The 25277-nt window shown below is 74.0% G+C and carries 17 protein-coding genes and 1 pseudogene; 12 read left to right on the top strand and 6 right to left on the bottom strand.

All coding sequences use genetic code 11. From position 1 onward, the window contains the following. Nucleotides 1-148 precede the first annotated feature (148 nt). Entirely contained in the window at nt 149-3490 is a 3342-nt protein-coding gene (locus O7612_RS25530; protein ID WP_282268004.1) for a S8 family serine peptidase, read from the top strand. Between the two features lie 75 nt (nt 3491-3565). Here the strand turns inward: O7612_RS25530 and dapD are convergent, their stop codons facing one another. Continuing rightward, complete coding sequence (gene dapD, locus O7612_RS25525) at nt 3566-4522, bottom strand: 2,3,4,5-tetrahydropyridine-2,6-dicarboxylate N-succinyltransferase (protein WP_282268003.1); 957 nt, start codon at nt 4520-4522, stop codon at nt 3566-3568. A 72-nt stretch (nt 4523-4594) separates the two neighbouring features. Between dapD and dapE the strand changes: the two genes are divergently transcribed. Next, complete coding sequence (gene dapE, locus O7612_RS25520; RefSeq protein WP_282268002.1) at nt 4595-5668, top strand: succinyl-diaminopimelate desuccinylase; 1074 nt, start codon at nt 4595-4597, stop codon at nt 5666-5668. An 83-nt stretch (nt 5669-5751) separates the two neighbouring features. Here the strand turns inward: dapE and O7612_RS25515 are convergent, their stop codons facing one another. Continuing rightward, nucleotides 5752-5922, bottom strand: coding sequence for a hypothetical protein (locus O7612_RS25515; RefSeq protein ID WP_282268001.1), 171 nt, complete (start codon nt 5920-5922; stop codon nt 5752-5754). 155 nt (nt 5923-6077) lie between these two features. Between O7612_RS25515 and O7612_RS25510 the strand changes: the two are divergent. From O7612_RS25510 to O7612_RS25480, 7 genes and pseudogenes are all read left to right on the top strand, one after another. Further along, nucleotides 6078-6923: pseudogene (locus tag O7612_RS25510) on the top strand (TIGR00730 family Rossman fold protein); the annotation flags it as partial. A gap of 190 nt (nt 6924-7113) precedes the next feature. After that, the gene (locus tag O7612_RS25505; protein ID WP_282268000.1) at nt 7114-7659 is read left to right on the top strand and encodes a TIGR00730 family Rossman fold protein; all 546 of its coding nucleotides are present in this window, start codon (nt 7114-7116) and stop codon (nt 7657-7659) included. A 52-nt stretch (nt 7660-7711) separates the two neighbouring features. Further along, nucleotides 7712-11896, top strand: a complete 4185-nt coding sequence (locus O7612_RS25500; RefSeq protein ID WP_282267999.1) for a PD-(D/E)XK nuclease family protein — start codon at nt 7712-7714, stop codon at nt 11894-11896. 64 nt (nt 11897-11960) lie between these two features. Then, nucleotides 11961-15536, top strand: a complete 3576-nt coding sequence (locus O7612_RS25495; protein ID WP_282267998.1) for an ATP-dependent DNA helicase — start codon at nt 11961-11963, stop codon at nt 15534-15536. Between the two features lie 198 nt (nt 15537-15734). Continuing rightward, the gene (locus O7612_RS25490) at nt 15735-15938 is read left to right on the top strand and encodes a cold-shock protein (RefSeq protein WP_067374184.1); all 204 of its coding nucleotides are present in this window, start codon (nt 15735-15737) and stop codon (nt 15936-15938) included. Between the two features lie 219 nt (nt 15939-16157). Continuing rightward, nucleotides 16158-17471, top strand: a complete 1314-nt coding sequence (locus O7612_RS25485) for a DEAD/DEAH box helicase (protein ID WP_282267996.1) — start codon at nt 16158-16160, stop codon at nt 17469-17471. Between the two features lie 418 nt (nt 17472-17889). Further along, nucleotides 17890-18090 carry a hypothetical protein gene (locus tag O7612_RS25480; RefSeq protein ID WP_282267995.1) on the top strand — a complete coding sequence of 67 codons (201 nt, stop codon included), beginning with the start codon at nt 17890-17892 and terminating at the stop codon, nt 18088-18090. 160 nt (nt 18091-18250) lie between these two features. Here the strand turns inward: O7612_RS25480 and O7612_RS25475 are convergent, their stop codons facing one another. From O7612_RS25475 to O7612_RS25460, 4 genes are read right to left on the bottom strand one after another with little or no spacing between them, the layout of a single operon-like run. Further along, nucleotides 18251-18727 carry an Rrf2 family transcriptional regulator gene (locus tag O7612_RS25475; protein WP_282267994.1) on the bottom strand — a complete coding sequence of 159 codons (477 nt, stop codon included), beginning with the start codon at nt 18725-18727 and terminating at the stop codon, nt 18251-18253. A 1-nt stretch (nt 18728) separates the two neighbouring features. Further along, nucleotides 18729-19613 (bottom strand): ABC transporter permease, encoded by an 885-nt coding sequence (locus O7612_RS25470; RefSeq protein ID WP_282267993.1) that lies wholly within the window; start codon nt 19611-19613, stop codon nt 18729-18731. Further along, entirely contained in the window at nt 19603-20382 is a 780-nt protein-coding gene (locus O7612_RS25465) for an ABC transporter ATP-binding protein (protein WP_282267992.1), read from the bottom strand. The genes O7612_RS25470 and O7612_RS25465 overlap by 11 nt, the downstream gene beginning before the upstream one ends. Next, nucleotides 20379-21443 (bottom strand): ABC transporter substrate-binding protein, encoded by a 1065-nt coding sequence (locus O7612_RS25460; protein ID WP_282267991.1) that lies wholly within the window; start codon nt 21441-21443, stop codon nt 20379-20381. Before O7612_RS25460 ends, O7612_RS25465 begins: the two co-directional genes overlap by 4 nt. A gap of 221 nt (nt 21444-21664) precedes the next feature. Between O7612_RS25460 and O7612_RS25455 the strand changes: the two genes are divergently transcribed. Genes O7612_RS25455 through nudC form a run of 3 tightly spaced genes read left to right on the top strand, consistent with a single transcriptional unit; the run spans nt 21665 to nt 25268 of the window. Beyond that, a complete protein-coding gene (locus O7612_RS25455) occupies nt 21665-22975 on the top strand; it encodes a pitrilysin family protein (RefSeq protein WP_282267990.1) in 1311 nt (436 codons plus the stop codon). Beyond that, nucleotides 22972-24306, top strand: coding sequence for a pitrilysin family protein (locus O7612_RS25450; protein WP_282267989.1), 1335 nt, complete (start codon nt 22972-22974; stop codon nt 24304-24306). Before O7612_RS25455 ends, O7612_RS25450 begins: the two co-directional genes overlap by 4 nt. Next, nucleotides 24303-25268, top strand: coding sequence for an NAD(+) diphosphatase (nudC, locus tag O7612_RS25445; RefSeq protein ID WP_282267988.1), 966 nt, complete (start codon nt 24303-24305; stop codon nt 25266-25268). Before O7612_RS25450 ends, nudC begins: the two co-directional genes overlap by 4 nt. Nucleotides 25269-25277 lie beyond the last annotated feature (9 nt).

Here is a 25277-nt window from a genome sequence, read left to right as displayed (position 1 = left end):
CGGTGGGTCCGATGCGGTGCCGACGGGGTGGTGTCTCGACAATGTGGTCGGAAGGTCATCATCCGGACTTCTTTTTGCATACCGAGTATGTAATTCTAGGGCGTCGATATGACTCTTGTCATGGAGACGTCCCAGAAGGAGGGATCCGTTGCACAGAACCAGAAGAGCCGCCACCGGGGGCCTGGTGCTCGCCCTGGCGCTCGGCCTGCCGGCGACGAACGCGGCCGCCGCGCCCGGCACGCCGTCCACGCCCCGGCCGGCCACGCCGGCCGTCGGCTCCACCACGGTCACCCTGATCACCGGCGACCAGGTCACCGTCACCCGCGCCGGCGGGGCCGCCGTCCGCCCCGGCGCCGGCCGGGAACACCAGCAGTTCCTGGTCCGCCGGGAACACGGCCACCTCTCCGTGGTGCCCCGCGACGCGGTGCCGCTGCTGCGCTCGGGGCAGGTCGACCGGCGACTGTTCGACGTCACCGGCCTGATCGCCGCCCGCTACGACGACGCCCACCGCGACAACCTGCCGCTGCTGGTGTCGTACCGCGAGGGGCAGGCCCGGCGGGCCACGACCGCGTTGCCCGGCACCCGGGTGACCCGCGACCTGCCGGCCATCGGGGGCGCGGCCCTGACCGCCGGCAAGTCCTCGACCGGCACGGTCTGGTCGACGCTCACCGGCGGTGCCGGCGGTGCCCGACTCGACGCGGCAGGGGGCGTCGAGCGGATCTGGCTGGACGGCCGCCGTGCCGTCTCGCTCGACCACAGCGTGCCCCAGATCGGCGCACCCACCGCCTGGGCGGCCGGCTGGACCGGCAAGGGGGTGACCGTCGCGGTGCTGGACACCGGGGTCGACGCCACCCACCCCGACCTGGCCGGCAAGGTGACCGAGGCGCGCAACTTCAGCGAGACGCCGGACCAGAAGGACACCGTCGGGCACGGCACCCACGTCGCGTCCACCATCGCCGGCAGCGGCGCCGCCTCCGGCGGGAAGTACCGGGGCGTCGCGCCGGACGCGAAGCTGCTCGACGGCAAGGTCTGCGAGGAGTTCGGCTGCGCCGAGTCGGCGATCCTGGCCGGCATGCAGTGGGCCACCGTCGACAAGAGGGCCACCGTGGTCAACATGAGCCTCGGCGGCGGGGACACCCCCGAGGTCGACCCGCTGGAGGAGGCCGTCCAGACGCTGACCGCCCAGACCGGCAGCCTCTTCGTCATCGCCGCCGGCAACGACGGCCGGGACGGCTCGGTCGGCTCACCGGGCAGCGCCGACGCCGCACTCACCGTCGGCGCGGTCGACCGGGACGACGAACTCGCCGACTTCTCCAGCCGGGGCCCCCGCGTCGGCGACGACGCCCTCAAGCCCGACATCACCGCCCCCGGCGTCGACATCGTGGCCGCCCGCTCCGCCGACGGCCAGATCGGCGACCCGGTGGGGACGGCGTACGTCGCGCTCTCCGGCACCTCGATGGCCACCCCGCACGTCGCCGGCTCGGTGGCGTTGCTGGCCCAGCAGCACCCCGGCTGGAAGGCCGGGCAGCTCAAGGCGACCCTGATGGCCGCCGCCAGGCCGCACCCCACGCAGACCGCGTACGAGCAGGGCGCCGGCCGGGTGGACCTGACCCGGGCGGTCACCCAGCAGGTCACCACCGACCCGGTCAGCCTCTCGTTCGGCCGGGCACTGTGGCCGCACGGCGACGACGCCCCGATCACCCGGACCGTCGCCTGGCATAACGGCGGCACCACGCCGCTCACCCTCGACCTGACCGTCGAGGTGAAGGGACCGGGCGGGAAGGCCGCACCGGCCGGCATGTTCACCCTCGGCGTCGACCGGATCACCGTCCCGGCCGGCGGCCGGGCCGAGACCACCGTCACCGCGAACACCCGGCTCGGCGTCGACGGCTACTGGACCGGCCGGGTGGTGGCCCGCTCCGGCGGCACCGTCGCGGTGACCCCGCTGGCCGTGCACCGGGAGGTGGAGAGCTACACCGTCACGCTCACCCACCTCGACCGCAGCGGCAGGCCGGGCAGTGACTACGGCACCACCCTGGTCGACCTCGCCGACGGCGACATCCGCGACGTGTTCGAGGCCGACGGGGTCGCCGAACTCCGGCTCCCCAAGGGCAGGTACGGCCTGAGCAGCGTCTTCTTCGAGCCGGGACCGGACGAGGAGACGAGCGGACTGGGCATGCTCGCCCAGCCGGAACTGGTGGTCGACGGCGACACGGCGGTCACCATCGACCTGCGGAAGGCCAAGCCGGTACGGATGACCGTCCCGCAGGCCGACGCCAGGGTCGCCCTGGTCGACATCAGCGCCAACTACCTGCTGCCCGACGACGGCGTCTACGGCTTCGGCATCGTCTCCTTCGACACCTTCGACGGGCTGTCCACCGGGCAACTCGGCCCGGCGGTGTCGACCGACGAGTTCGTCGCCGTCTTCAACAGCCAGTGGATCGACCGGCAGGTCCAACCCAGCCCCTACCTGTACGCGCTGTCCGAGACCGTCACGGGCAGGCTGCCCAGCGGACTCGTCCGCGACTACCGCCCGCGGGACCTGGCCACGGTGGTGCACAAGTTCCGTGACCCGTACCCGAAGCTGGACGCCGAACGGTTGGTCTTCCCGGACAACGGCTACAACCTCGGCGGCTGGGCGGTCGTCCTGCCGACCGACCTGCCGGGCCAGCGCACCGAGCACTACAGCACCAGGGGTGTGCGCTGGGAGTCCGAGCTGGACTTCGGCGTCCGCGACCCGGAGGCGGGCTGGCTGGACGTCCAGGCGATCCTGCTGGGTGCGCCCACGAAGTACCAGGCCGGCCGCCGGGTCACCGAGACCTGGGGGGCCGCGCCGCTCGGGCCGTCGCTGCCCGCCCCGCGCTGGCCGGAGGACGGCGTCACCCGGATCGGGGACACCATCATGGTGAACGTGGCGCTGCACAGCGACGCGGCCGGGCACCCCGGAGGGTCGCTGACCGACAGTGCCCGCACCGCCCTGTGGCGCAACGGCAAGCTGGTGGCGGAGCTCGACAACCCGGGGTACGGCGAGTTCACTGTGCCGCAGGGGGCCGCCGACTACCAGCTGACCGTGGGGGCCGGGCGGAGCCTCACCGACCTCGGCACCGAGGTGGAGGCGAGCTGGACCTTCCGCTCCGGGCACGTGGCCGGTGACACGCCGAAGCGGCTGCCGCTGTCGGAGATCCGGTTCACCCCGCGGTTGACCGCCGGCAACACCGCCCCGGCCGGACGGATCTTCGCCGTCCCGGTGCAGGTGCGGCGGCAGCCCGACGCCGGCACCGCCAAGCTGGCGAAGCTCGGCGTCGACGTGTCGTACGACGGCGGGAAGACCTGGCGGCGGGCGACCGTGGTGAAGGTGCCGGGCCAGGGCACGGTGGCGCTGGTCGACCATCCGGCCGGTGCCGGGTACGTGTCCCTGCGGGCGACCGCCCGGGACACCGACGGCAACACCGCGAGCACCCGGATCATCCAGGCGTACCGCCTGGCGTGAGCCGACCCCGCCGGGACCGTCCACGTGACGGCCCCGGCGGGACGACCGGGGTCGGGGCGTCCGCCCCGACCCCGGTCAGTCGTTGGCGTGCAGGGCGGCGTTGAGCGTGATGCCCCGACCGGTGCGCGGCTTCGCCTCCAGCGCGCCGCTGACCGAGTTGCGCCAGAACAGCAGCCCGTCGACACCGGACAGGTCCCGGGCCTTCACCACCCGGCCGTCCGGCAGGGTGATCTTCGAGGCGGCGGTCAGGTAGCAGCCGGCCTCCACCACGCAGTCGTCGCCGAGCGAGATGCCCACCCCGGCGTTCGCGCCGATCAGGCTCCGCTCGCCGATCCGCACCCGGTCGGTGCCGCCGCCGGACAGGGTGCCCATGATCGACGCGCCGCCGCCGATGTCGGAGCCGTCGCCGACCACCACGCCCTGCACGATCCGGCCCTCGACCATCGAGGTGCCCAGCGTGCCGGCGTTGAAGTTGACGAAGCCCTCGTGCATCACGGTGGTGCCGGTGGCCAGGTGGGCGCCGAGCCGGACCCGGTCCGCGTCGGCGATCCGCACCCCGGCGGGGACCACGTAGTCGGTCATCCGGGGGAACTTGTCCACCCCGTACACCGCCAGGTGGCGGCCGGCGGCCCGCTCGATCACCCGCAGTTCGTCCACCCGCTCCGGTGGGCACGGGCCGGCCGAGGTCCAGGCCACGTTGGCCAGCTTGCCGAAGATGCCGTCGAGGTTCAGCTCGTTGGGCCGCACCAGGCGGTGGGAGAGCAGGTGCAGCCGCAGGTACGCGTCGGCGGCGTCCTTGATCGGCTCGTCCAGCGCGCCGATCACGGTGACCACCTGCACCGTACGCAGGCCGGGCAGGGACCGCTCGCCGACCGCGCCCGGTGGCAGGTCGAGCACGTCGGCCTGGTCCTCGCCGGGCACCAGCGGCAACTCGCCCAGCCCCAGCTTGCCGGTCGGGTACCAGGTGTCGAGCACCTGCTCGGCGACGGTCACGGTGGCCAGGCCGATACCCCAGGCGGATTGGGACGTCACTGTTCTACCCTCTCGTTCGCGGCTGCGGGCTCACCCCTCGTGCCCACCGTTCAGGACGGTACCGTGCGAACCATGGAGAACCCGCTGACCCCCGAGGTCCTGGCCGACCCGGTGGCGCTCACCCGTGCCCTGGTCGACATCGAGTCCGTGTCCCTCGACGAGAAGGCCATCGCCGACTGCGTCGAGGAGGTCCTGCGCCGGGTACCGCACCTGAGCACCTTCCGGCACGGCAACACGGTGATGGCGCGTACGGACCTCGGCCGGGACTCCCGGGTGGTGCTCGCCGGGCACCTGGACACGGTGCCGCACAACGACAACTTCCCGTCGACCATGCGCGGGGACCTGATGTACGGCTGCGGCACCTCCGACATGAAGTCCGGGGTGGCCTTCGCGCTGCACCTGGCGGTGACCCTGCCCGACCCCCGGTACGACGTGACGTACTTCTTCTACGAGGCCGAGGAGATCGAGTCGCGGTACAACGGGCTCACCCTGGTCGCCGAGGCGCACCCGGAATGGCTCCAGGCCGACTTCGCGGTGCTGCTGGAGCCGACGTACGGCATCGTCGAGGCCGGTTGCCAGGGCACCATGCGGGCGGTCGTCACCACCCACGGGGAACGCGCCCACGCGGCCCGGTCCTGGCACGGGGTCAACGCCATCCACGGCGCGGGCGAGGTGCTGCGCCGGCTCTCCACCTACCAGGCGCGGCGGGTGACCATCGACGGTTGCGACTACCGTGAGGGCCTGAACGCGGTACGGATCCACGGCGGGGTGGCCGGCAACGTCGTCCCCGACCGCTGTGAGATCGAGGTCAACTACCGGTACGCCCCGGACCGTGACCCGGCGGCGGCCGAGGCGCACCTGCGGGAGGTGCTGGCCGGCTTCGAGCTGACGGTCACCGACGCGGCGGCCGGTGCGCGTCCCGGGCTCGACGCGCCGGTGGCGCAGGAGTTCCTGGCGGCGGTGGGTGCGGCCCCGATCGGCAAGCTGGGCTGGACCGACGTGGCCCGCTTCGCGGCGATGGGCATCCCGGCGCTGAACTTCGGCCCGGGTGACCCCAACCTGGCCCACCACCGCGACGAGCACGTCGAACTGACCAAGATCCGCGACGGCGCCGCCACCCTCCACCGCTGGCTCACCCCGGCCTGACCCCATCCCGGCCTGACCCATCCCGGCCTGACCCACCCCCTGGAGCCTGTGGGCGGCGGAGGGGGTTTCGGGATGGTTCGGGGTCAGGCGTGGGTGAGGCGCGGGGCGTCGGGTTCGGTGGCGGGGTCGAGGGGCTGGGCGGCGGGCTCCGTGGGCACCTCGAGCTGCCGGGCACGCCGACGCTCGGCCACCACCTCGTTGATCCTTCGCTGCATCTGCCGGCGGATACGCATCCGCTCGTTGTTGCTGATCACGCTTGCTCCTCCCCCGAAGGCGCGCGTCGGGCCATACCCGGTATGTGAATAGTAAGACGTACGGGCGACAGAATTAGTTGCCCAAGATCGCGAATTTTTTCCTCGGCCCGCCGGCCGCCACCGGCGTGACGTGCGCCTCCACTACGGTGGCTGTCATGAGTCAGAGCAACGGGCGGCAGTCGGGCCGTGATCCGGAGCGGCACCGGGGAGCGGTGACGCTGCGCCGTGGCGCGATCCCCACCAGCACCGCTGACCAGCGGTTGTTGGACTCCCGGGGGCGTGGCGACTGGAAGAGCAAGGACTCCTGGCGGGCGCTGCGGATCCTCTCCGAGTTCGTCGAGGGTTTCGACACGCTGGCCGATCTGCCCTCCGCGGTGAGTGTCTTTGGCTCCGCCCGTAGTAAACCCGACAGTCCGGAGTGCCGGTTGGCCGAGGAGTTGGGTGCCGCCCTCGCCCGCGCCGGTTACGCCGTGATCACCGGCGGTGGTCCCGGCGTGATGGAGGCGGCCAACCGGGGTGCCCGCGAGGCCGGCGGCCTCTCCGTCGGACTGGGCATCGAACTCCCCTTCGAGCAGGGGCTCAACGAGTGGGTCGACCTGGCCATCGACTTCCGCTACTTCTTTGCCCGCAAGACCATGTTCGTCAAGTACGCCCAGGCGTTCGTCGTGCTGCCGGGCGGCTTCGGCACCATGGACGAGCTGTTCGAGGCGCTCACCCTGGTGCAGACCGGCAAGGTGACGCGCTTCCCGGTCGTACTCATGGGCACCGACTACTGGCGGGGGCTGCTCGACTGGCTGCGGGACAGCATGGCCGCAGAAGGCAAGATCGGCCCGGTGGACCTGGAGCTGATCTGCCTCACCGACGACGTCGACGCGGCGGTACGGCACATCGTCGCCGCCGAGGCGGCGCTCGCCGCCGACCAGGAGGCGGTCCGCGAGGAGGCGGTGGCCCGGACCGCCGCCGACCAGCAGGCCGCCCGCCGGGCCGCCGACGAGGCCGGGCCGACCGGCGGTCCGGACCGGCCCACCGGCGCGGGTCTCGGCGCCACGGGACCAGGCGCCACGGGACCAGGCGCCACGGGACCAGGCGGCCCCGGATCAGGCGGCACGGGGGCCGGCGGTGCCGGGGCCGAGGGTGCCGGGGGCGGCGGTACGGGTCGGGACGTCGGCGACGGCCGGGAGGGCTGAGGCGGTGGCGGCGATCTGTGTCTTCTGCGCGTCCTCCCGTACCCTCGACCAGCGCTGGCTGGACCTGGCGGCCGAGACCGGGGCGGAGCTGGCCCGGCGCGGGCACACGCTGGTCAGCGGCGGTGGGTGCGTCGGGATGATGGGCGCGCTCGCGGACGGGGCGCGGGCGGCCGGCGGGCGCACCGTCGGGGTCATCCCGCAGGCGCTGATCGACCTGGAGGTCTCCGACCGCGATGCTGACGAACTGCTGGTCACCGACAGCATGGCCAGCCGAAAGACCCTCATGATTGACCGGTCGGACGCGTTCCTCACCCTGCCCGGCGGCCTCGGCACCCTGGACGAGCTGTTCGAGGTCTGGACCACCGCCACGCTGGCCATGCACACCAAGCCGATGGTGCTGGTCGACACCGACGGCTTCTACCGGCCACTGCTCGACTGGCTCGCCACGATCACCGACCAGACCTTCCTCAAGCCCGCCGGCCTGGAGCTGCTCACGGTCGCCCCGACCGTCGCCACCGCGCTGGACGCGTTGGAGTCGCGGCTGCCCTGATCCCCGGGGACCGGTCCGGGGGTGTGTCGTACCGGCGTGGTGGGATGTGGGGGTGCAGGGGTACCGGCTGGTGCGCCGACCTGCCGGACCAGGCCCCGACGACGGGCGGTCCGCCGCGGACGTTCGGGGGGACGGTCGGCACGGCGGGGCGACCGGAGGGCCGGACCGGGCCGGGCCGGACGTCGAGGGGGAGCCGCGGCCCGGGGGGTCGACGGATGATGCCGCGCGCCCCGACGCGACCCGTACCCCGGGTCGGACACGCGGCGGCGGTCGTGACGCCCAGGCGTCCGCCGGACGGCCCGGTGGCCGCCGGCCCGACCCGCTCCAGGCCGAGGTGGTGGCGCACACCGACGGGCCGATGCTGGTCCTCGGCGGGCCGGGTACCGGCAAGACCGGCACCCTGGTCGAGGCGGTCGCCGCCCGGGTCGCCGAGGGGGTCGACCCGGAACGCCTGCTGGTGCTCACCTTCGGCCGTCGGCAGGCCACCGGGCTGCGGCACCGGATCGAGGCCCGGATCGCCGCCGACGGTCACCGGGTACTGCGCGAGCCGCTGGTCCGCACCTTCCCGGCGTACGCGTTCGGGCTGCTGCGCCGGGCCGCCGCCGAGCGGGGCGAACCGTCCCCCCGGCTGCTCACCGGCCCCGAACAGGATCTGATCATCCGCGAGCTGCTGGACGTCGTCGGCACCGCACCCGACGACGATCCGGTCGGCTGGCCGGACGACCTGCTCCCCGCCCTGCGTACCCGGGCGTTCGCCGCCCAGCTACGCGACCTGCTGATGCGGGCCGCCGAGCGGGGGGTCGGCCCGGTCGAGCTGGCCCGGCTGGGGGAGAAGCTGGGCCGCGCCGACTGGCCGGCCGCCGCCCGGTTCCTCCGGGAGTACGTCGCCGTGCTCGCCCTGCGCGACGTCGGCAACCGCGGTTCCGTGGCGTACGACCCGGCCGAGCTGGTGCGCGCCGCCACCGGGATGCTGCTCGACGATCCGGAGCTGCTGGCGGCCGAGCGTCGCCGGCTGGCCCACGTCTACGTCGACGAGCTGGCCGACACCGACCCGGCGCAACAGGAGCTGCTGGCCGTCCTGGCCGGTGGCGGCCGGCCCCTGGTGGCCTTCGCCGACCCGGACTCCTCCACGTACGCCTTCCGGGGTGCCGACCCGGCCGTGGTGGCCGCCTTCCCGCACCGGTTCCGGACGGCCTCCGGGGCACCGGCCGCGCAGGTCACCCTCACCACCTCCTACCGGGCCGGCGCGGTGCTGCTGGGCGCGACCGGCCGGCTGGCCCGGCGGCTGCGCGGCCCGGCCGGGCACCGGCGGCTGCGTCCGCTGCCCGACACACCGCCCGGCAGCGTCGAGGTGCGCACCTTCCGCTCGGCCACCAGCGAGGCCGCCTGGCTGGCCCACGCGCTGCGCTCCGCCCACCTGCTCGACGGGGTGCCCTGGTCGGCGATGGCGGTGCTGGTCCGCTCGACCCACCTGCACCTGCCCTCGTTGCGGCGGGCGTTGCACACCGCCGGGGTGCCCACCGTCGTGCACGGCGAGGACCTGCCCCTGCACCTGCAACCGGCGGTGGCCCCGCTGCTGCTCCTGCTGCGCTGCGCGCTCGAACCGGCCCGGCTGGACGAGGAGTCCGCGATCGCCCTGCTGCACTCCCCGCTGGGCGGGGCCGATCCGCTCGCCGAGCGGCGGTTGCGGCAGGGGCTGCGGGCGCTCGCGCTGGCCCGGGGCGACCGGCGGCCCTCCGGCGAGTTGATCGTCGAGGCGCTGGCCGACCCGGCGGAGCTGGCCGGCGTCGAACGGCGCTGGGTCGCGCCGGCCCGTACCGTGGCGGAACTGCTGGCCACGGCACGGACGGCCGCGGCCGTGCCCGGTGCCACCGCCGAGGACGTGCTCTGGGCGGTGTGGAGCGCCAGCGGTCTCGCCGAACGGTGGGCCGGGGCGATCACGCGTGGGCAGGAGGCCACCGGCGAACACGAGACCGCCCGGCGCTGGCGGGCCGAGGCCGCCGACCGGGACCTCGACGCGGTGCTGGTGCTCTTCGACGCGGCGGCCCGGTTCGTCGACCGGTTGCCCGGTGCCCGGACGGAGGTCTTCCTCGACCACGTTCTCGGCCAAGACCTGCCGGCGGACACCCTGGCCGCCAGCGCCGACCGGGGCGAGGCGGTCCGGCTGCTCACCGCACACGCCGCCAAGGGCCTGGAATGGGACCTGGTCGCGGTGGCCGGCGTGCAGGAGGGCGTCTGGCCCGACCTGCGGCTGCGCGGCAGCCTGCTCGGCTCGGAGCGGTTGGTCGACGTGCTGGTCGGCCGGGCGGACGACGCCGGCGTCCGGGCCAGTCTGGTCGGGCAGACCTCCGCCCTGCTCGACGAGGAACGTCGGCTGTTCCACGTCGCGGTGACCCGGGCCCGGCGTCGGCTGCTGGTCACCGCCGTCGCCTCGGCGGCCGTCGGCGGCGACGACCACGAGGAGCAGCCCAGCCGATTCCTGCACGAACTCGGCGTCACCGACCAGGACGGCGACGGCCCTGCCGGCAACGGCCCTGCCGGCAACGGCTCCGCCGGCAGCGGCCCCGCCGGCAGCGGCCCCGCCGGCAACGGCCCCACCTCGATCTCCCCTGCCGGCAGCGGTCCCGCCGGCAGCGGTCCCGCCGGCAGCGGCTCCGCCGGCGACGGCCCCACCTCGATCTCCGCTGACGGCAGCCTCACCCCGCCCGCCGCCATCGGTGTCGGCGAACAGAGATCTTGGAGGGAAACGGCCCCTGGAGGGGCACTTTCCCTCCAAGATCCGCTGGCTGCCCACAACGGCGGGGTCGGTGGGGGCGGCGTGGGGCACGCGCCGGCCCAGGGGGAACCGGGTCGGGCGGCCGACGGTGGGCCGGGTCGGTTATCGAACGGGGAACCCGGGAAGGCGGGCGAGCAGCCGCGTGGGGAGGCGGACGGGCACCTGTCCGGGGGGCCGGCTGAGCACCCGTCCGGGGGGCAGGGTGAGGACCTGTCCGGGGGGCCGGCTGAGGACCTGCCCGGGGGGCGGGGTGAGGACCTGTCCGGGGGGCGGGGTGAGGACCTGTCCGGGGGGCGGGGTGAGGACCTGCCCGGGGGGCAGGGTGAGGACCTGCCCGGGGGGCCGGCTGAGCACCCGTCCGGGGGGCGGGGTGACGACCTGTCCGGAGGACCGGCTGAGGATCTGTCCGGAGAACCGGGGGAGGGGTCGCCCCGGGAGCTGCCCGTCGGGCGGGTTCCCCGGGCACTGACCCTGTCCGCGCTGGTGGCGGAGCTGCGTACCGCGATCACCGCACCGGGGGCGTCGGTGGCCCGGCGGCGCGCGGCGGCGGCCGAGCTGGCCCGGCTGGCCGCCGCCGGCATCCCGGGCGCGCATCCGGACGACTGGTGGGGGTTGCGCGGCCTCTCCGACGACCGGCCCCTGGTCGACGAGGGCGAGACCGTCCGGGTCACCCCGTCGGGGATGGAGAGTGCCCTGCGGTGCAGCCTGCGCTGGCTGCTCGAACGGCACGGCGGCAGTGGACCGGCCAGCGCCGCCCAGGGGGTCGGCAACCTGGTGCACGCCGCCGCGATGCTGGCCGAGGACGCCAGCGCCGACCGGACCGCCCTGCTGGAGTACGTGGCCGCCCGGTTCGACGCGATCGAGCTGGCGGCCCGGTGGATGGTCGGCCCGGAACGGGAGCGCGCCGAGGCCATGGTGGACAAGCTCCTGCGCTGGCTGGCCGGCAACCCGCGACGGCTGCTCGCCATCGAGCACGAGTTCGCGGTCCGCCTCGACGACCCGACGCGTCCGGTCGAGCTGACCGGACGGGTGGACCGGTTGGAGGTCGACGCCGACGGCCGGCTCGTGGTGATCGACCTGAAGACGGGCAAGTCGACGGCCGTCACCGAGCGGGAGATGGCTGAGCATCCCCAGCTCGGGGCGTACCAGGCGGCGGTGGAGGCGGGCGGGTTCGCCGAGTTCGGCGACGAGGCCGGGGGCGCGGCGCTGGTGCAGCTCGGCACCGGCGCGCGGGACGCCCGCGAGCAGACCCAGGCCGCCGCCGGCCAGGGCCCCGAGGCCGGCTGGGCCACCGCCCTGGTCCGGCGCACCGCCGATACGATGGCCGCCGCGACCTTCGCCGCCGTCGCCAACGCGAAGTGCCGGGTCTGCCCGGTGCGGACCAGTTGCCCCGTCTCCGGTCAGGGCCGTCAGGTCGTCGAGCCACCGGCCACCGGCGAGCAGCGGGCGGGCGAGGAGTGAACGTGCCGGTCGGGCCACCGACGACCGGGCGGCGGGCGCCACGGTGCGGGACGAGGGGGCAGCGGTGACCCAGCCCACCCTGTTCGGCACCGGCACCCCCGCGCCACGGGCCGCCGACGCCGGCCCGCGCTACACGCCGGTGGAGCTGGCCCGGCTGCTCCGGCTGCCCGCCCCGACCACCGAACAGGCCGCGATCATCGCGGCCCCGGTCGCACCGCTGCTGGTGGTGGCGGGCGCCGGTTCGGGCAAGACCGAGACGATGGCCGCCCGGGTGGTGTGGCTGGTCGCCAACTCGTACGTCCGCCCGGAACAGATCCTCGGGCTGACCTTCACCCGCAAGGCGGCCGGCGAACTGGCGCACCGGGTGCGTACCCGGCTCGACCAGCTCGTCCGGCGGCTCGGCCGGCGGTCGCGCAACCCGCTGGACGATCCGCTGGCCGGTGAGCCCACCGTCGCCACCTACCACTCGTACGCCGGGCGGATCGTCGCCGAGCACGGGCTGCGGGCCGGCTACGAACCGACCACCCGGCTGCTCACCGAGGCGTCCCGGTGGCAGCTCGTCGACCTGCTGGTGCGCAACTACGACGGCGACATGTCCGAGGTCGACCGGATGCCCAGCACCGTCACCGACGCGGTGCTGGCCCTGGCCGGCGAACTGGACGAGCACCTGGTCGACCCGGACGAGCTGGCCGCCTGGACGGGCCGGTTCTTCGCCGAGGTGCAGGCCCATCCCGGCCGGGTCTACGCCGACGTCCGCAAGGCGCTCCAGCTCCAGCGGACCCGACTGAAGCTGCTTCCCCTGGTGCGGGCGTACACCCGGCGCAAGGACGACTTCGAGGCGATGGACTTCGCCGACCAGCTCGCCCGCGCCGCCCGGGTGGCCCGGGACCATCCGGCGGTCGGGGTGGTCGAACGGGACCGCTACCGGGTGGTGCTGCTCGACGAGTACCAGGACACCAGTCACGCCCAGGTGGTGCTGCTCAACCACCTGTTCGGCGGCGGCCACCCGGTCACCGCGGTCGGCGACCCCTGCCAGTCGATCTACGGTTGGCGCGGGGCCAGCGCCGGCACGCTGGACCGGTTCCCCACCGACTTCGCCCGCGCCGACGGCACCCCCGCCGGGTCGGTGACCCTCACCACCAGCTGGCGTAACCGGCCGGAGATCCTCGGCGTGGCCAACGCGCTGTCGGTGCCGTTGCGGGCGGCCGGCGCCCGGGTGCCGGAGCTGCACGCCGCGCTGAGCGTCCGGGAACCGATCCCGCACCGCAGCCCGCGCGGGCGGGCCGCCGGCACCGTGCACTGCGCGCTGCTGCCCACCTACGTGGACGAGGCGGACTGGATCGCCGACAGCGTGCTCGCCGCCTGGCGGGGGGCGGCCCGGATGCCGGGTGCGTTGCCCGAGCACATTCCGGTGCCGCAGCGCCCCGCCACCGCCGTGCTGGTCCGGCTGCGCAGCCAGATCCCGGCCATCGAGGCGGCGCTACGGTCCCGGGGGCTGCCGGTCGAGGTGGTCGGTCTGGGTGGGCTGCTGGACACCCCCGAGGTACGGGACGTGGTCTGCACCCTGCGGGTGCTCGCCGACCCGACCGACGGCGCGTCGCTGCTGCGGCTGCTCACCGGGGCGCGCTGGCGGATCGGGCCGCGTGACCTGGTGGCCCTGCACCGGCGGGCCCGGATCATCGCCCGGTCCCGTCGGGAGCTGACCGGCGACGACGGTCCGGAGATCGTGGTGGACACCCTCGACGAGGCGACCCTGGTGGAGGCGCTGGCCGACCTGGGGCCGGCGCAGGCGTACTCGGCGGAGGGGTACGCGCGGCTGCGATCGTACGGGATGGAACTGGCCCTGTTGCGGTACCGGCTGGACCAGACGTTGCCGGAGCTGATCGCGGACGTCGAACGCACCATCGGCCTGGACGTCGAGGTGGCGGTCCGGGCCGGCCGGGACGGCACCGGCGACGCCGGGCTGGCCCGGGGGCACCTGGACGCGCTCGGTGACGTGGCGGCCCGGTTCAGCGGCGAGACCCCGGCGGCGACGCTGGCCGGTTTCCTGGCCTACCTGGCCGCCGCCGAGGACGAGGAACGCGGGCTTTCCCCGGGGGAGGTCGAGGTGGTGGCGGGCGCGGTGCAGGTGCTCACCGCGCACGCGGCCAAGGGTCTGGAATGGGACGTCGTCGCGGTCGCCGGGCTGACCCGGGGCGGCTGGCCCGGCCAGGTCCGCAACTCCGACCACTGGCTGGGCGGGCTGGGGGTGCTGCCGTTCCCGCTGCGCGGCGACGCCGACGGGCTGCCCGTGCTCGACCTCACCGAGGTGACCGACCAGCGCGGGGTGGCCCGGTCGGTGGCCGACTTCACCGACGCCTGGCGGGCGCACGACGAGCGCGAGGAACGCCGGCTGGCCTACGTGGCGGTGACCCGTCCCCGCCGGCTGCTGCTCTGCTCCGGCTACTGGTGGGGCGAGGGGACCAAGCGGTTCCGGGGGCCGTCGGTGCTGCTCCGCGAGCTGTACGACGCGTGTCTGGCGGGTGGGGACGGTCTGCTGGTCGACGAGTGGGCACCCGAGCCGGCCGGTGACGCGGTCAACCCGACCACCGAGCTGGTGCTGCGGGCCGACTGGCCGGCCGATCCGCTCGGGCCGCGACGGCCGGCCCTGGCCGAGGCGGCGGCGCTGGTCCGCCGCTACCTGGCCGATCCCGAGGTGGCCGGTCGGGATGCCGCCGCCGACCCCGAGGTGGCCGGTCGGGATGCCGCCGCCGACCCCGAGGCGGCCGGTCGGGATGCCGCCGCCGACCCCGAGGTGGCCGGTCGGGAGGCTACCGATCCCGAGGTGGCCGGTCGGCGGGCCGCCGCCGACGTGGCCCGTCAGGCGGCCGGGGACGGTCCCGACGCGGTCGGGCGCGAACCCGGGCCGGAGGTGGCGGATCCGGAACTGCTGCGGTGGCGGCGGGAGGCGGACCTGCTCCTGGCCGAGCGGGCGGAGCTGCTGCGACGGGCCGAGGCGGTCGAGGTGACGCTGCCCGACCACCTGTCGGTCACCCAACTGGTGGCGCTGCGCCGGGATCCGGCCACGCTGGCCCGTACGCTGCGGCGGCCGATGCCCGGCCCGCCCAGTCCCTACGCCCGGCGGGGCACCGCGTTCCACGCCTGGCTGGAGTCCCGGTTCGGGGCCGACCGGCTGCTCGACCTGGACGAGTTGCCGGGGGCCGCCGACGCGGACGCCGCGCCCGACGCGGCGCTGGCCGAGTTGCAGGAGCGCTTCCTGGCCAGCGAGTGGGCCGACCGGGTGCCGGTGGAGGTGGAGGTGCCGTTCGCCACGGTGCTGGGCGGTGTGGTGGTCCGGGGCCGGATGGACGCCGTCTTCGCCCGTCCCGGCGGGCGGTACGACGTGGTCGACTGGAAGACGGGGCGACAGCCGACCGCCGGGGAGGCCGAGGTGGCCGCGGTGCAGTTGGCCGTGTACCGGCTGGCCTGGGCGGAGCTGGCCGGGGTGCCGGTGGACCGGGTCGGGGCCGCCTTCCACTACGTCCGGGACGGGGTGACGGTCCGGCCGACCGACCTGCTGGACGCCGACGGGCTGACCGCGATCATCGCCGGGTTGCCGGAAAATCCGGTGGGGGGTGGCGCGGCGGAAGATCCGTGGTAGGTTGTTCTTGTTGCAGTTTTGGTTTCCAGAGACTCTGTGTGCGCCTGGCGGATTGTGGCCCCAGGCGCTCTTTGTTGTGTCCGGAGTTCTCCGGGCGGGGCGACCAAAAACAACAGGCGATTCGCGCATCCCGCGCGGAGCGCTCCTCTTCGGGCCCGCGAGGTGCGGGCTCGACGTTCCGTCAAGGAGACGAAACAGATGGCAATTGGCACCGTCAAGTGGTTCAACGCTGACAAGGGCTTCGGCTTCATCACCCCGGACGGCGGCGGCGCTGACGTCTTCGCCCACTTCTCGGCGATCCAGACCTCCGGCTACCGGAGCCTGGACGAGAACCAGCGGGTCGAGTTCGAGGTGACCCAGGGCCAGAAGGGCCCGCAGGCGGAGAACATCCGTCCGCTCTGATCTTCGGATCGTCCGGTAACACCCTCCGGGTCCTCCGGACCCGGTGACGGGCCGGTCCGCCGCGCCGCCCCCCGCTCCGGCGGGACGCGGCGTGCTGCGGCGGACCGCCCGTAACCCATCGGTTCGTGCTTGTGAGTCCCGACGGACCAGTCCGTCGGAGACCGCGCCGGTCCTCGGCGCCCTCCCTCGACACGTGCCGCGTCGAGGAAGGCATTCCGCATGACCATGACCGTTCCCACCTTCGCCGCGACCGGCCTCGCGCCGACGCTGGTCGCCGAGCTGACCGCGCAGGGCATCACCGAGCCGTTCCCGATCCAGGCGGCCACCCTGCCGGACTCGCTGGCCGGTCGGGACGTGCTCGGCCGGGGGCGTACCGGCTCGGGCAAGACCCTGGCCTTCGGGCTCCCGCTGCTGCACCGCACCGCCGGCCACCGGGCCCGTCCCGGCCGTCCGCTCGCCCTGGTGCTGGTCCCCACGCGTGAACTGGCCGCCCAGGTGACCACGGCACTGACCCCGTACGCGCGGGTGCTGGGGCTGCGCTGCGCCACCGTGGTCGGTGGCCTGTCCCTGCAACGGCAGGCGGACGCGCTGCGCGCCGGGGCCGAGGTGCTGGTCGCCACCCCGGGCCGGCTGCACGACCTGATCAACCGGGGTGACGCCCGACTGGACCAGGTCGCCATCACCGTGCTGGACGAGGCCGACCAGATGGCCGACATGGGCTTCCTGCCGCAGGTGACCAAGCTGCTGGAGCAGGTCGCCCCGAACGGCCAGCGGATGCTCTTCTCGGCCACCCTGGACGGCGGGGTGGACCGTCTGGTCCGCCGGTTCCTCAGCAACCCGGTGTCGCACTCGGTGGACCCGGGCACCGCCACGGTGACCGCGATGACCCACCACGTGCTGCACGTCGACGCGGCGGACAAGCCCACCGCGCTCACCCAGATCGCCGCCCGCGAGGGCCGCACCATCCTGTTCATGGCGACCAAGCACCGCGCCGACCGGATGGCCCGGCAACTGCTGGCCAAGGGCGTACGCGCGGCGGCGCTGCACGGGGGGAAGTCCCAGCCGCAGCGCACCCGGATCCTGGAGCAGTTCCGGACCGGGCAGGTCACCGCCCTGGTCGCCACCGACGTGGCGGCCCGGGGCATCCACGTCGACGGACTCGACATGGTGGTCAACGTGGACCCGCCCACCGAGGCGAAGGACTACCTGCACCGTGGTGGCCGGACCGCCCGCGCCGGGGAGGCCGGCCAGGTGGTCACCCTGGTCCTGCCCGAGCAGCGCCGGGACGTCTCCCGGCTGATGAGCGTGGCCGGCATCAAGCCGCAGTCCACCCAGGTACGCCTCGACGACGGTGCGCTGGCCCGGGTGACCGGGGCGCGTGAGCCGTCCGGCGTGCCGGTGACCATCGTCGCCCCGGCCCCCGCTCCGGCGGTCCGGCCGCGTGCCGCCGCCGGCGGTGCCAACGGTGGCGAGGGGCGGTCGCACCGGGCGTCGGGACGGTCCCGTCGGCCGCGTCGCCCCCGCACCGCCTGACCGACGCACCGTCCCCCGGCGACCGACCGAGCGCCGGGACCGACCCGACGGGACCGCTGATGTGGTGTCGGCGTGCTGCCGGTGCCGCACCGTGGTCCGGTCGGGTCGTCCCCGTTCCGGGGTCGTCACCTCGTGCCGACCGGGAGTGGGGGTCGTCACCCTGTGCCGACCCGGAGTGGGGGTCGTCGCCCTGTGCCGAGCGGGAGCGGGGCCGCACACACCGTCGGTCGGGGCGGATTCCGGCCGTCGGATGGACGCTGCGGGGTCGCCGGGAGACCCTCGGTGATCATGCTGGCGGATGGGTCGGTTTGCCGGCTCTATTGCGTCCGATCGGTGACTGTTCCACCGGCCGTGGCTGGTCGAAGCTAGCTGCCGGGGGAAGAACCGGCCGGCACGGTCGGGCACGGGAGGGGTGACCATGGCGGGCGACGCCGATTCGGGGGCGGGGCGCGAGCTGCTGGTGGTGCTCGCCGTGGCGGGCGCCGGGATCCTGCTCGCCATGGTCGCGGCGTTCGCGCCCTGGCACCCGAGGCCGGGACGGACCGCTCCGGCCGGGTTGGTCGAGTTGCACACCCCCGACGAGAAACAGCCGTCCACGGTCGAGTTGACCGTGGGTTGAGCCGGTCCGGTCCGGGCGGGTGGGTCGGCGTCCCGGGTGGCCGGCCGACCGTCGGATCCTGGGGGGTCGACGGTCGGCCGGCCACCCGGGGGTCCGCCGATCGAGGGGTCGACGGCCGGATGGCCGTGGGTCCGCCGGTCGTGGGTCCGCCGGCCGTGGGTCAACGGGCCGCGGTCTGCTCCCGGTGGACCAGCAGGTCGGTCAGCGTGGTCCGGTCGACCACCACGGCGATCGCGCCGTCGACCGCGAGCCACACGTCGCGCAGGCCGGCGGCCACCCCGTGGTAGCCGGCGTCCTCGGCGGGCAGCCCTCGGACGGTGGTCAGCGATCCGCCGACGGCGCGCAGCACGTCCCCGACACTGATCTCCGAGGCGGGACGGGTCAGCGCGTAGCCGCCCTCGGTGCCCCGGTGGCTGAGCAGCAGGCCGGCACGACGCAGGTCGAGCAGGATGCCCTGGAGGAAGCTCAGCGGGATGCCCTGCGCCTGCGCCAGGCTCGCCGCCTTCACCAGTTCCCCACCGCCCCCACCGTCGGAGCGGCCGGTCCCGTCGTCGGGGCGGTCGTGCTCGCCGCCGCCGGAGGCGGCGACGGCGAGCATGGCCCGGAGCGCATAGTCGCTGCGCGCGGAGATGTACACGTCACTGACCAGCCTGGTCCAGTACGCCCCAGCGGCGGCGGATCGTCCGGTCCGCCACTCCGAACGCGGCGTCGACCACCAGCCCGACCACCAGGATGACGATCATCGTGGCGAGCAGCCAGGGCGCGTCGGACAGCTCCCGGGAGTAGGTGAGCTGGGCACCCAGCGACGTCTGGGAGATGCCGACCACCAGCAGCTCGCCGGCCATCAGGCTGCGCCAGGAGAAGGCCCAGCCCTGCTTGAGTCCGGCGACGATGGCGGGCAGCGCGGCGGGCGCGATGACGTACCGGTAGAGGTTCAGCCCCCGCGCGCCGAGGTTGCGACCAGCCCGGACCAGCAGCGGCGGCACGTAGTCGACCCCGCTGATCACGCCGTTGGCGATGGACGGCGCGGCACCGAGCACCACCACGAAGAAGATCGCCTTCTCGCTCAGCTCGAACAGCAGGATGGCCAGCGGGAACCAGGCGATCGACGGCATCGTCTGCAACGCGGTGATCATCGAGCCGATCGCCGCCCGGAGCACCTTGGACCGGGCCACCGCCAGGCCGACCAGCAGGCCGACCGCGACGGAGAAGAGGTAGCCGAGTGCCGCCCGTTGCAGCGTGGTGGCGAGCCCGTCCCAGAGCTGCCGGCCGCTGGCCTGCCGGACCAGCTCCTCGGCGACGGTGACCGGGCCGGGCAGTGAGTACGGCGGCTTCCAGCCACTCCAGACCACCACCTGCCACAGGCCGATGGCGATGCCGAGCGCGGCGAGCTTGGGCCAGGTGGACGCCCAGAGCCGGGCACCCCGGGAGACCTCCTTCTCCCGGCCGGCGATCTCCAGCGCGTCCAGCCCGGAGATCTCCGCGTCGGCGCGGGCCGCGCCGGTCAGGGTGTCATTTGCCATGGCGGCCCACCTCGGTACGGAGTCGGTCGGTGACCTCGGAGGCGATCGCGGCGATCTCAGGGGAGTCGATGCGCCGGGGTCGGGGCACGTTCACCTCCGTCGACCAGATGATCCGACCGGGCCGGCTGCTGAGCAGGATGATCCGGTCGGCGAGCCGGGCCGCCTCGCGGACGTTGTGGGTCACGAACAGCACGGTGAGCTGCCGTTCGGCCCAGATGCGTTCCAGTTCGTCGTGCAGGATGTCCCGGGTCATCGCGTCGAGGGCGCCGAACGGCTCGTCCATCAGCAGTACCGGGGTGTCCAGGGCGAGGGTGCGGGCCAGGGCGACCCGCTGCCGCATGCCGCCGGAGAGTTCGTGCGGGCGCTTGCGGCCGAAGTCGGACAGGTGGACGGTGCCCAGCAGCTCCGCCACCCGTTCGCGACGCTCGGCCCGGGGCAGCCCGCGCAGCTTCAACGGCACCTCGACGTTGGCCTCGACGGTCAGCCACGGGAAGAGCGCCGGCTCCTGGAACATCAGGCCGGGGTTCGCGTCGTCGGCCACCGTGATGGTGCCGCCCTGCGCCCGGTCCAGCCCGGCGACCAGGTTGAGCAGCGTGCTCTTGCCGCAGCCGGACGCGCCGACGAGGCAGACGAACTCGCCCGGCCGGACGTCCAGGCTCACCCCGTCCAGGGCGAGGACGGCGTTCGTCCCGCGCCCGTACACCTTGGTCACCCCGGAGAGCGCGACCGCGGCGGTCGCGCTCTGCGGGGTCGTCGTGGTCGACGTCACGGCTGGGTGACCTCGGTCTGGCCCTGCGCCTTGAGCACCTCGTTGAGGTACTTCAGGTCGTACAGTCCGTCGAGGTCGACCGGCTGGGTCAGCCCCACCGCGACGGCGTGGTCCAGCCCGGTCTTGAGCGAGGACGCGATCGGGTCGTTGGTGAACAGCAGCGTCGGCCACGCCTGCTTGATCAGCTTGAGGTCCAGCGGCTTACCGGTGATCTTGCCGATGTGGTCGGAGATCGCCTGCTGCGCCTCGTCCGGCTTGGTGTTGACGAGGTCGTTCGCCGCGACCTGCCCCTCGACCAGCTTCTTCACCGCGTCGGGGTGGGCCTTGAGGAACTTGGTGGAGACGATCAGGTTGGTGATGACGAACTTCTTGTCCGGCCAGAGGTCCCGCTCGTCGACGAGGACCTTGCCACCGGCGTTGACCAGCCGGGAGACGAACGGCTCGGGCACCCACGCGCCGTCGATCGAGCCGCTGGAGAAGGTCTCCACCGTCTGGGCGTTCTCCTGCGGGACGATCTTGACGTCGCCGCCGCCCTCCTTGGTGGTCTTGAGGCCCTTCTCCTTGAGCCAGTGACGGATGGCGACGTCCTGGGTGTTGCCGAGCTGCGGGGTGGCGATCTTCTTGCCGCGCAGCTGCTCGACCGAGGTGATCCCGGGCTTGACCACCAGGGCCACCCCGCCGGAGGCGGCGCCGGAGATGACCCGGACGGCCTCGCCCTTGGACTTCGAGAAGGCGTTCACCGTCGGGTTCGGGCCGATGTACGTGGCGTCGAGCGCGCCGGAGAAGATCGCTTCGATGGCCGCCGGGCCGGCGTTGAACGTCTTGGTCTCCAGCTTGACGTCGTTGCCGAGCTTCTCCGCGAAGACGCCCTTCTCGACGCCGACCACGGCCGGCGCGTGGGTGATGTTGGGGAAGTAGCCCAGTCGCAGGGTGACCGGGCCGGAGTCGCCGCCGCCGGCGCTGTCGTCGTCACCGCACGCCGCCGTGGTCCCCATCGTGGCCGCGCCGATGACGGCGAGGGTGGCGAGGGAGACCAACCGACGGAAGGGGAGCCGTCTCATCGTCCATCCAATCCGCAGTATTCCTATTTAGTTGGTAGGAAGAGTGGGGCAGTGGTCCGGCAGCGTCAAGGATAGTCCACATCGTGGGATGAGCGATCCCGAATATTGCCGGCTTACCCCTCCTCTTGCGGGGTTTTCGGACTCATTGCCGCACACCCGCCGACACCCGGCGCGGCCGAGGACGGCCGTGTCGCCGGTGGCGACACGCTAGGGTCGACCACGTGCCGACCCGGAGAGCGAAGATTCCAGCGACGAAGTACCCGGTCGAGCGGTTCACCCTCGACAACGGCCTGCGGGTGGTCCTCACCCCGGACCGCAGCGCCCCGGTGATCGGCGTGGCGGTCGTCTACGACGTCGGTATCCGCTCCGAGCCGCAGGGCCGCACCGGCTTCGCCCACCTCTTCGAGCACCTGATGTTCCAGGGCTCGGAGAACCTGGAGAAACTGGCCCACTTCCGGTACGTGCAGGGTGCCGGCGGCACCTTCAACGGCTCGACCCACCTGGACTACACCGACTACTACGAGACGCTGCCCGCCAACGCCCTGGAGCGGGCGCTGTTCCTGGAGGCCGACCGGATGCGCGGCCCCCGGTTGACCGAGGAGAACCTGCGCAACCAGGTCGACGTGGTCAAGGAGGAGATCCGGGTCAACGTGCTGAACCGGCCGTACGGCGGGTTCCCCTGGCTGACCCTGCCGCCGGTGATGTTCGACACCTTCCCCAACGCGCACGACGGCTACGGCTCCTTCGACGACCTGGAGTCCGCCACCGTCGCCGACGCCGCCGACTTCTTCCGCCGCTACTACGCCAGCGGCAACGCCGTGCTCGCGGTCAGCGGGGACGTCGACGTCGCGGAGGCGACCGCCCTGGTCGAACGGCACTTCGGTGACGTGCCGGCCCGGCCCGCCCCGGAGCGCCCCGACTTCACCGAGCCCGACCTGACCGCGGAGCGGCGCACCTCGTACACCGACCGGTTGGCGCCGCTGCCGGCGGTGGCCTCGGCGTGGCGGGTGCCCGATCCGGTCGGCGACTTCACCGGCTACCTCTCCTACGCGGTCCTCGCCGAGGTGCTCACCGACGGGGAGGCGTCCCGGCTGGTCGAGCGGCTGGTCCAGCGGGACCGCAGCGTCACCGGCCTCGGCGGCTACCTCGGCTTCATGGGTGACCCGTTCGACGTCCGCGACCCCACCGCGCTGCTGTTCCAGGCGCACCTGCCGCCCGGCGGCGACGTGGACAAGGTGCTGCGCACGGTCGACGAGGAACTGGACCGGCTGGCCACCGACGGGCTGACCGACGGCGAACTGGCCCGCACCCAGGCACGGATGGCCACCCACCTGCTGCGGGACACCGACGCGGTGCTCGGCCGGGCGCTACGGATGGCGGTGCTGGAACAGCAACGTGGCGAGCCGGGCCTGCTCAACGAGCTTCCCCGGCTGGTCGGCGAGGTCACCGAGGCACAGGTCCGCGCCGCCGCCGCCACGCTGCGCCCGGACCGCCGCGCCTCCATCGAGATCATCCCCGGAGGTGCCCGATGAGTGCGTTGACCCCTAATGTCCGGGCGCTGCCGGCGCTCGGTCCGACCCGGCGGCTCAAGCTGCCCAGGCAGGCCGAGCGGCGGCTCGGCAACGGGCTGACCGTGATCGCGGTACGCCGCCCCGCGGTGCCCCTGGTCGAGCTGCGGCTGTGGCTGCCGTTCGGCCGGACCCACCTGGCCCGGGGCGCGATACTCGCCGAGACGATGCTCGCCGGCACCGCCACCCTCACCGCCACCCGGATCGCCGCCGAGTTGCAGAAGGTCGGCGGTGGGCTCTCCGCCGGGGTCGATCCGGACCGGTTGATGGTCTCCGGCGCGGGGCTGGTCACCGGGCTGGACCGGATGCTGGAGATCCTGGCCGACGTGCTGACCGGGGCCACCTACCCGGCCGACTGGGTGCAGACCGAACGGGACCGGCTGGTGGACCGGATCCAGGTCGCGCAGAGCCAGCCCGCCCAGGTGGTCCGTACCGCGTTGCTCCGGCGGATCTACGGCCGGCACCCGTACGCGGTGCAGACGCCGGAGCCGGAGCAGGTCCGTGCGGTCCGTCCGGCGGCGCTGCGTCGGCTGCACGCCGACCGGGTGCACCCGGCCGAGGCGGTGCTGGTGCTGGTCGGCGACATCCAGCCGGAGCGCGCGTTGGACGCCGCGGAGAAGGCCCTGGCCGGCTGGACCGGGGACAGCCGGGGGGTCGACCTGCCGCCCGCGCCACCGCTGGAACCCGGGCCGCTGCTGCTGGTGGACCGGCCCGGTTCGGTGCAGTCGTCGCTGCGGATCGCGTTGCCGGCGGTACCGCGTACCCATCCGGACCACGCCGCGCTGCAACTGGCGAACCTGATCTTCGGGGGCTACTTCTCGTCCCGCTGGACGGAGAACATCCGGGAGGACAAGGGCTACACCTACGGCCCGCACTCGTCGGTCGAGCACTCGGTGGCGGGGTCGGTGCTGGTCGCCGGGGCCGAGGTGGCCACCGAGGCGACCGGTCCGGCGCTGCTGGAGACGACGTACGAGCTGGGTCGGCTGGCGTCGCTGCCGCCGGGTGCCGAGGAACTGGAGCAGGCCCGCCAGTACGCCCTGGGCACCCTCCAGCTCGGCATCTCCACCCAGGCTGGGCTGGCCGCGTTGACCAGCGCGTACGCCGGCAACGGGTTGCGGTTGGACTTCATCGCCGAGCACGCGGCCCGACTGGCGAAGGTCACCGTGGACGACGTCGCCGAGGTGGCGGCCCGGTACCTCGCCCCGGCGCGGGCGGTCGTGGTGGTGCTCGGGGACGCCGAGCGGATCGCCGGTCCGTTGGCCGCCCTCACCCCGGTCCGTACGGAGTCGGCGTGAGCGGTGAGACCGCCCCGCCGTTGGCCCGCTCCACGCTGGACCGGGCCGCGCACCGGCGTACCGATCCGCAGTGGTTGGCGCAGGCCTGGCAGCGGGCCCGGGTGCTGGTGCTGGACTCGACCAGGGAGGGCCGGGCGCTCGTCCGGGCCGACGTGCACCCTCCGGTGCTGGTGTTCCGCGAGGCCGGGCAGGTCGGCTCACCGGGGCAGGTCGGCTCACCGGGGGAGCCGTACCCGCTCTTTCTCGGGGTGGAGCCCGACGGGGTGCCGGTGTTCGCGGTGGACGCCCCGCTGCCCGACCTGCCGGACACCCGGGCCGCGCACCTGCGGGAGATCGGCCACCTGCTCGGTGACCGGGACGCCGGGATCTTCACCACCGCGCTCGCCCTGGTCAACTGGCATCTGGGGCACGGCTGGTCACCACGGACCGGGCAGCGGACCGAGGTGGACGAGGGCGGTTGGTCGCGGGTGGACGCGGACGGCCGCCGGGCCTGGCCCCGTACCGACCCGGCGATGATCGTCCTGGTGCACGACGGGGTGGACGGTCCGGAGGGTCGCTGCCTGCTGGGCAACAACGCCACCTGGCCGCACACCCCGGGACGGCGGCGTTTCTCCTGCCTCGCCGGCTACGTCGAGCCGGGGGAGTCGGCGGAGGCGGCCGTGCTGCGTGAGGTCCGCGAGGAGGTCGGCGTCGGGGTCGGGCGGATCCGGTACGCGGGCAGCCAGGCATGGCCGTTCCCCGGTTCGCTGATGCTGGGGTACCTGGCCGAGGCGGACCCGGGCGAGCCGGTGCGGGTGGATCCGACGGAGATCGCGTACGCCCGCTGGTTCACCCGGCGGGAGATCGGCGCGGTGCTGGCCGGACGGGCGGTGGACGCGGGCGACGGTGACCAGTTGGTCCTGCCGCCGCCGTCGTCGATCGCGCTGTTCCTGATCCACCGCTGGCTCGACGGTCACTGCTGACCCGGCCCG

Source organism: Micromonospora sp. WMMD987 (assembly GCF_029581435.1).
Lineage (GTDB): Bacteria > Actinomycetota > Actinomycetes > Mycobacteriales > Micromonosporaceae > Micromonospora > Micromonospora rifamycinica.
This window is presented reverse-complemented; position numbering and strand designations above follow the sequence as displayed.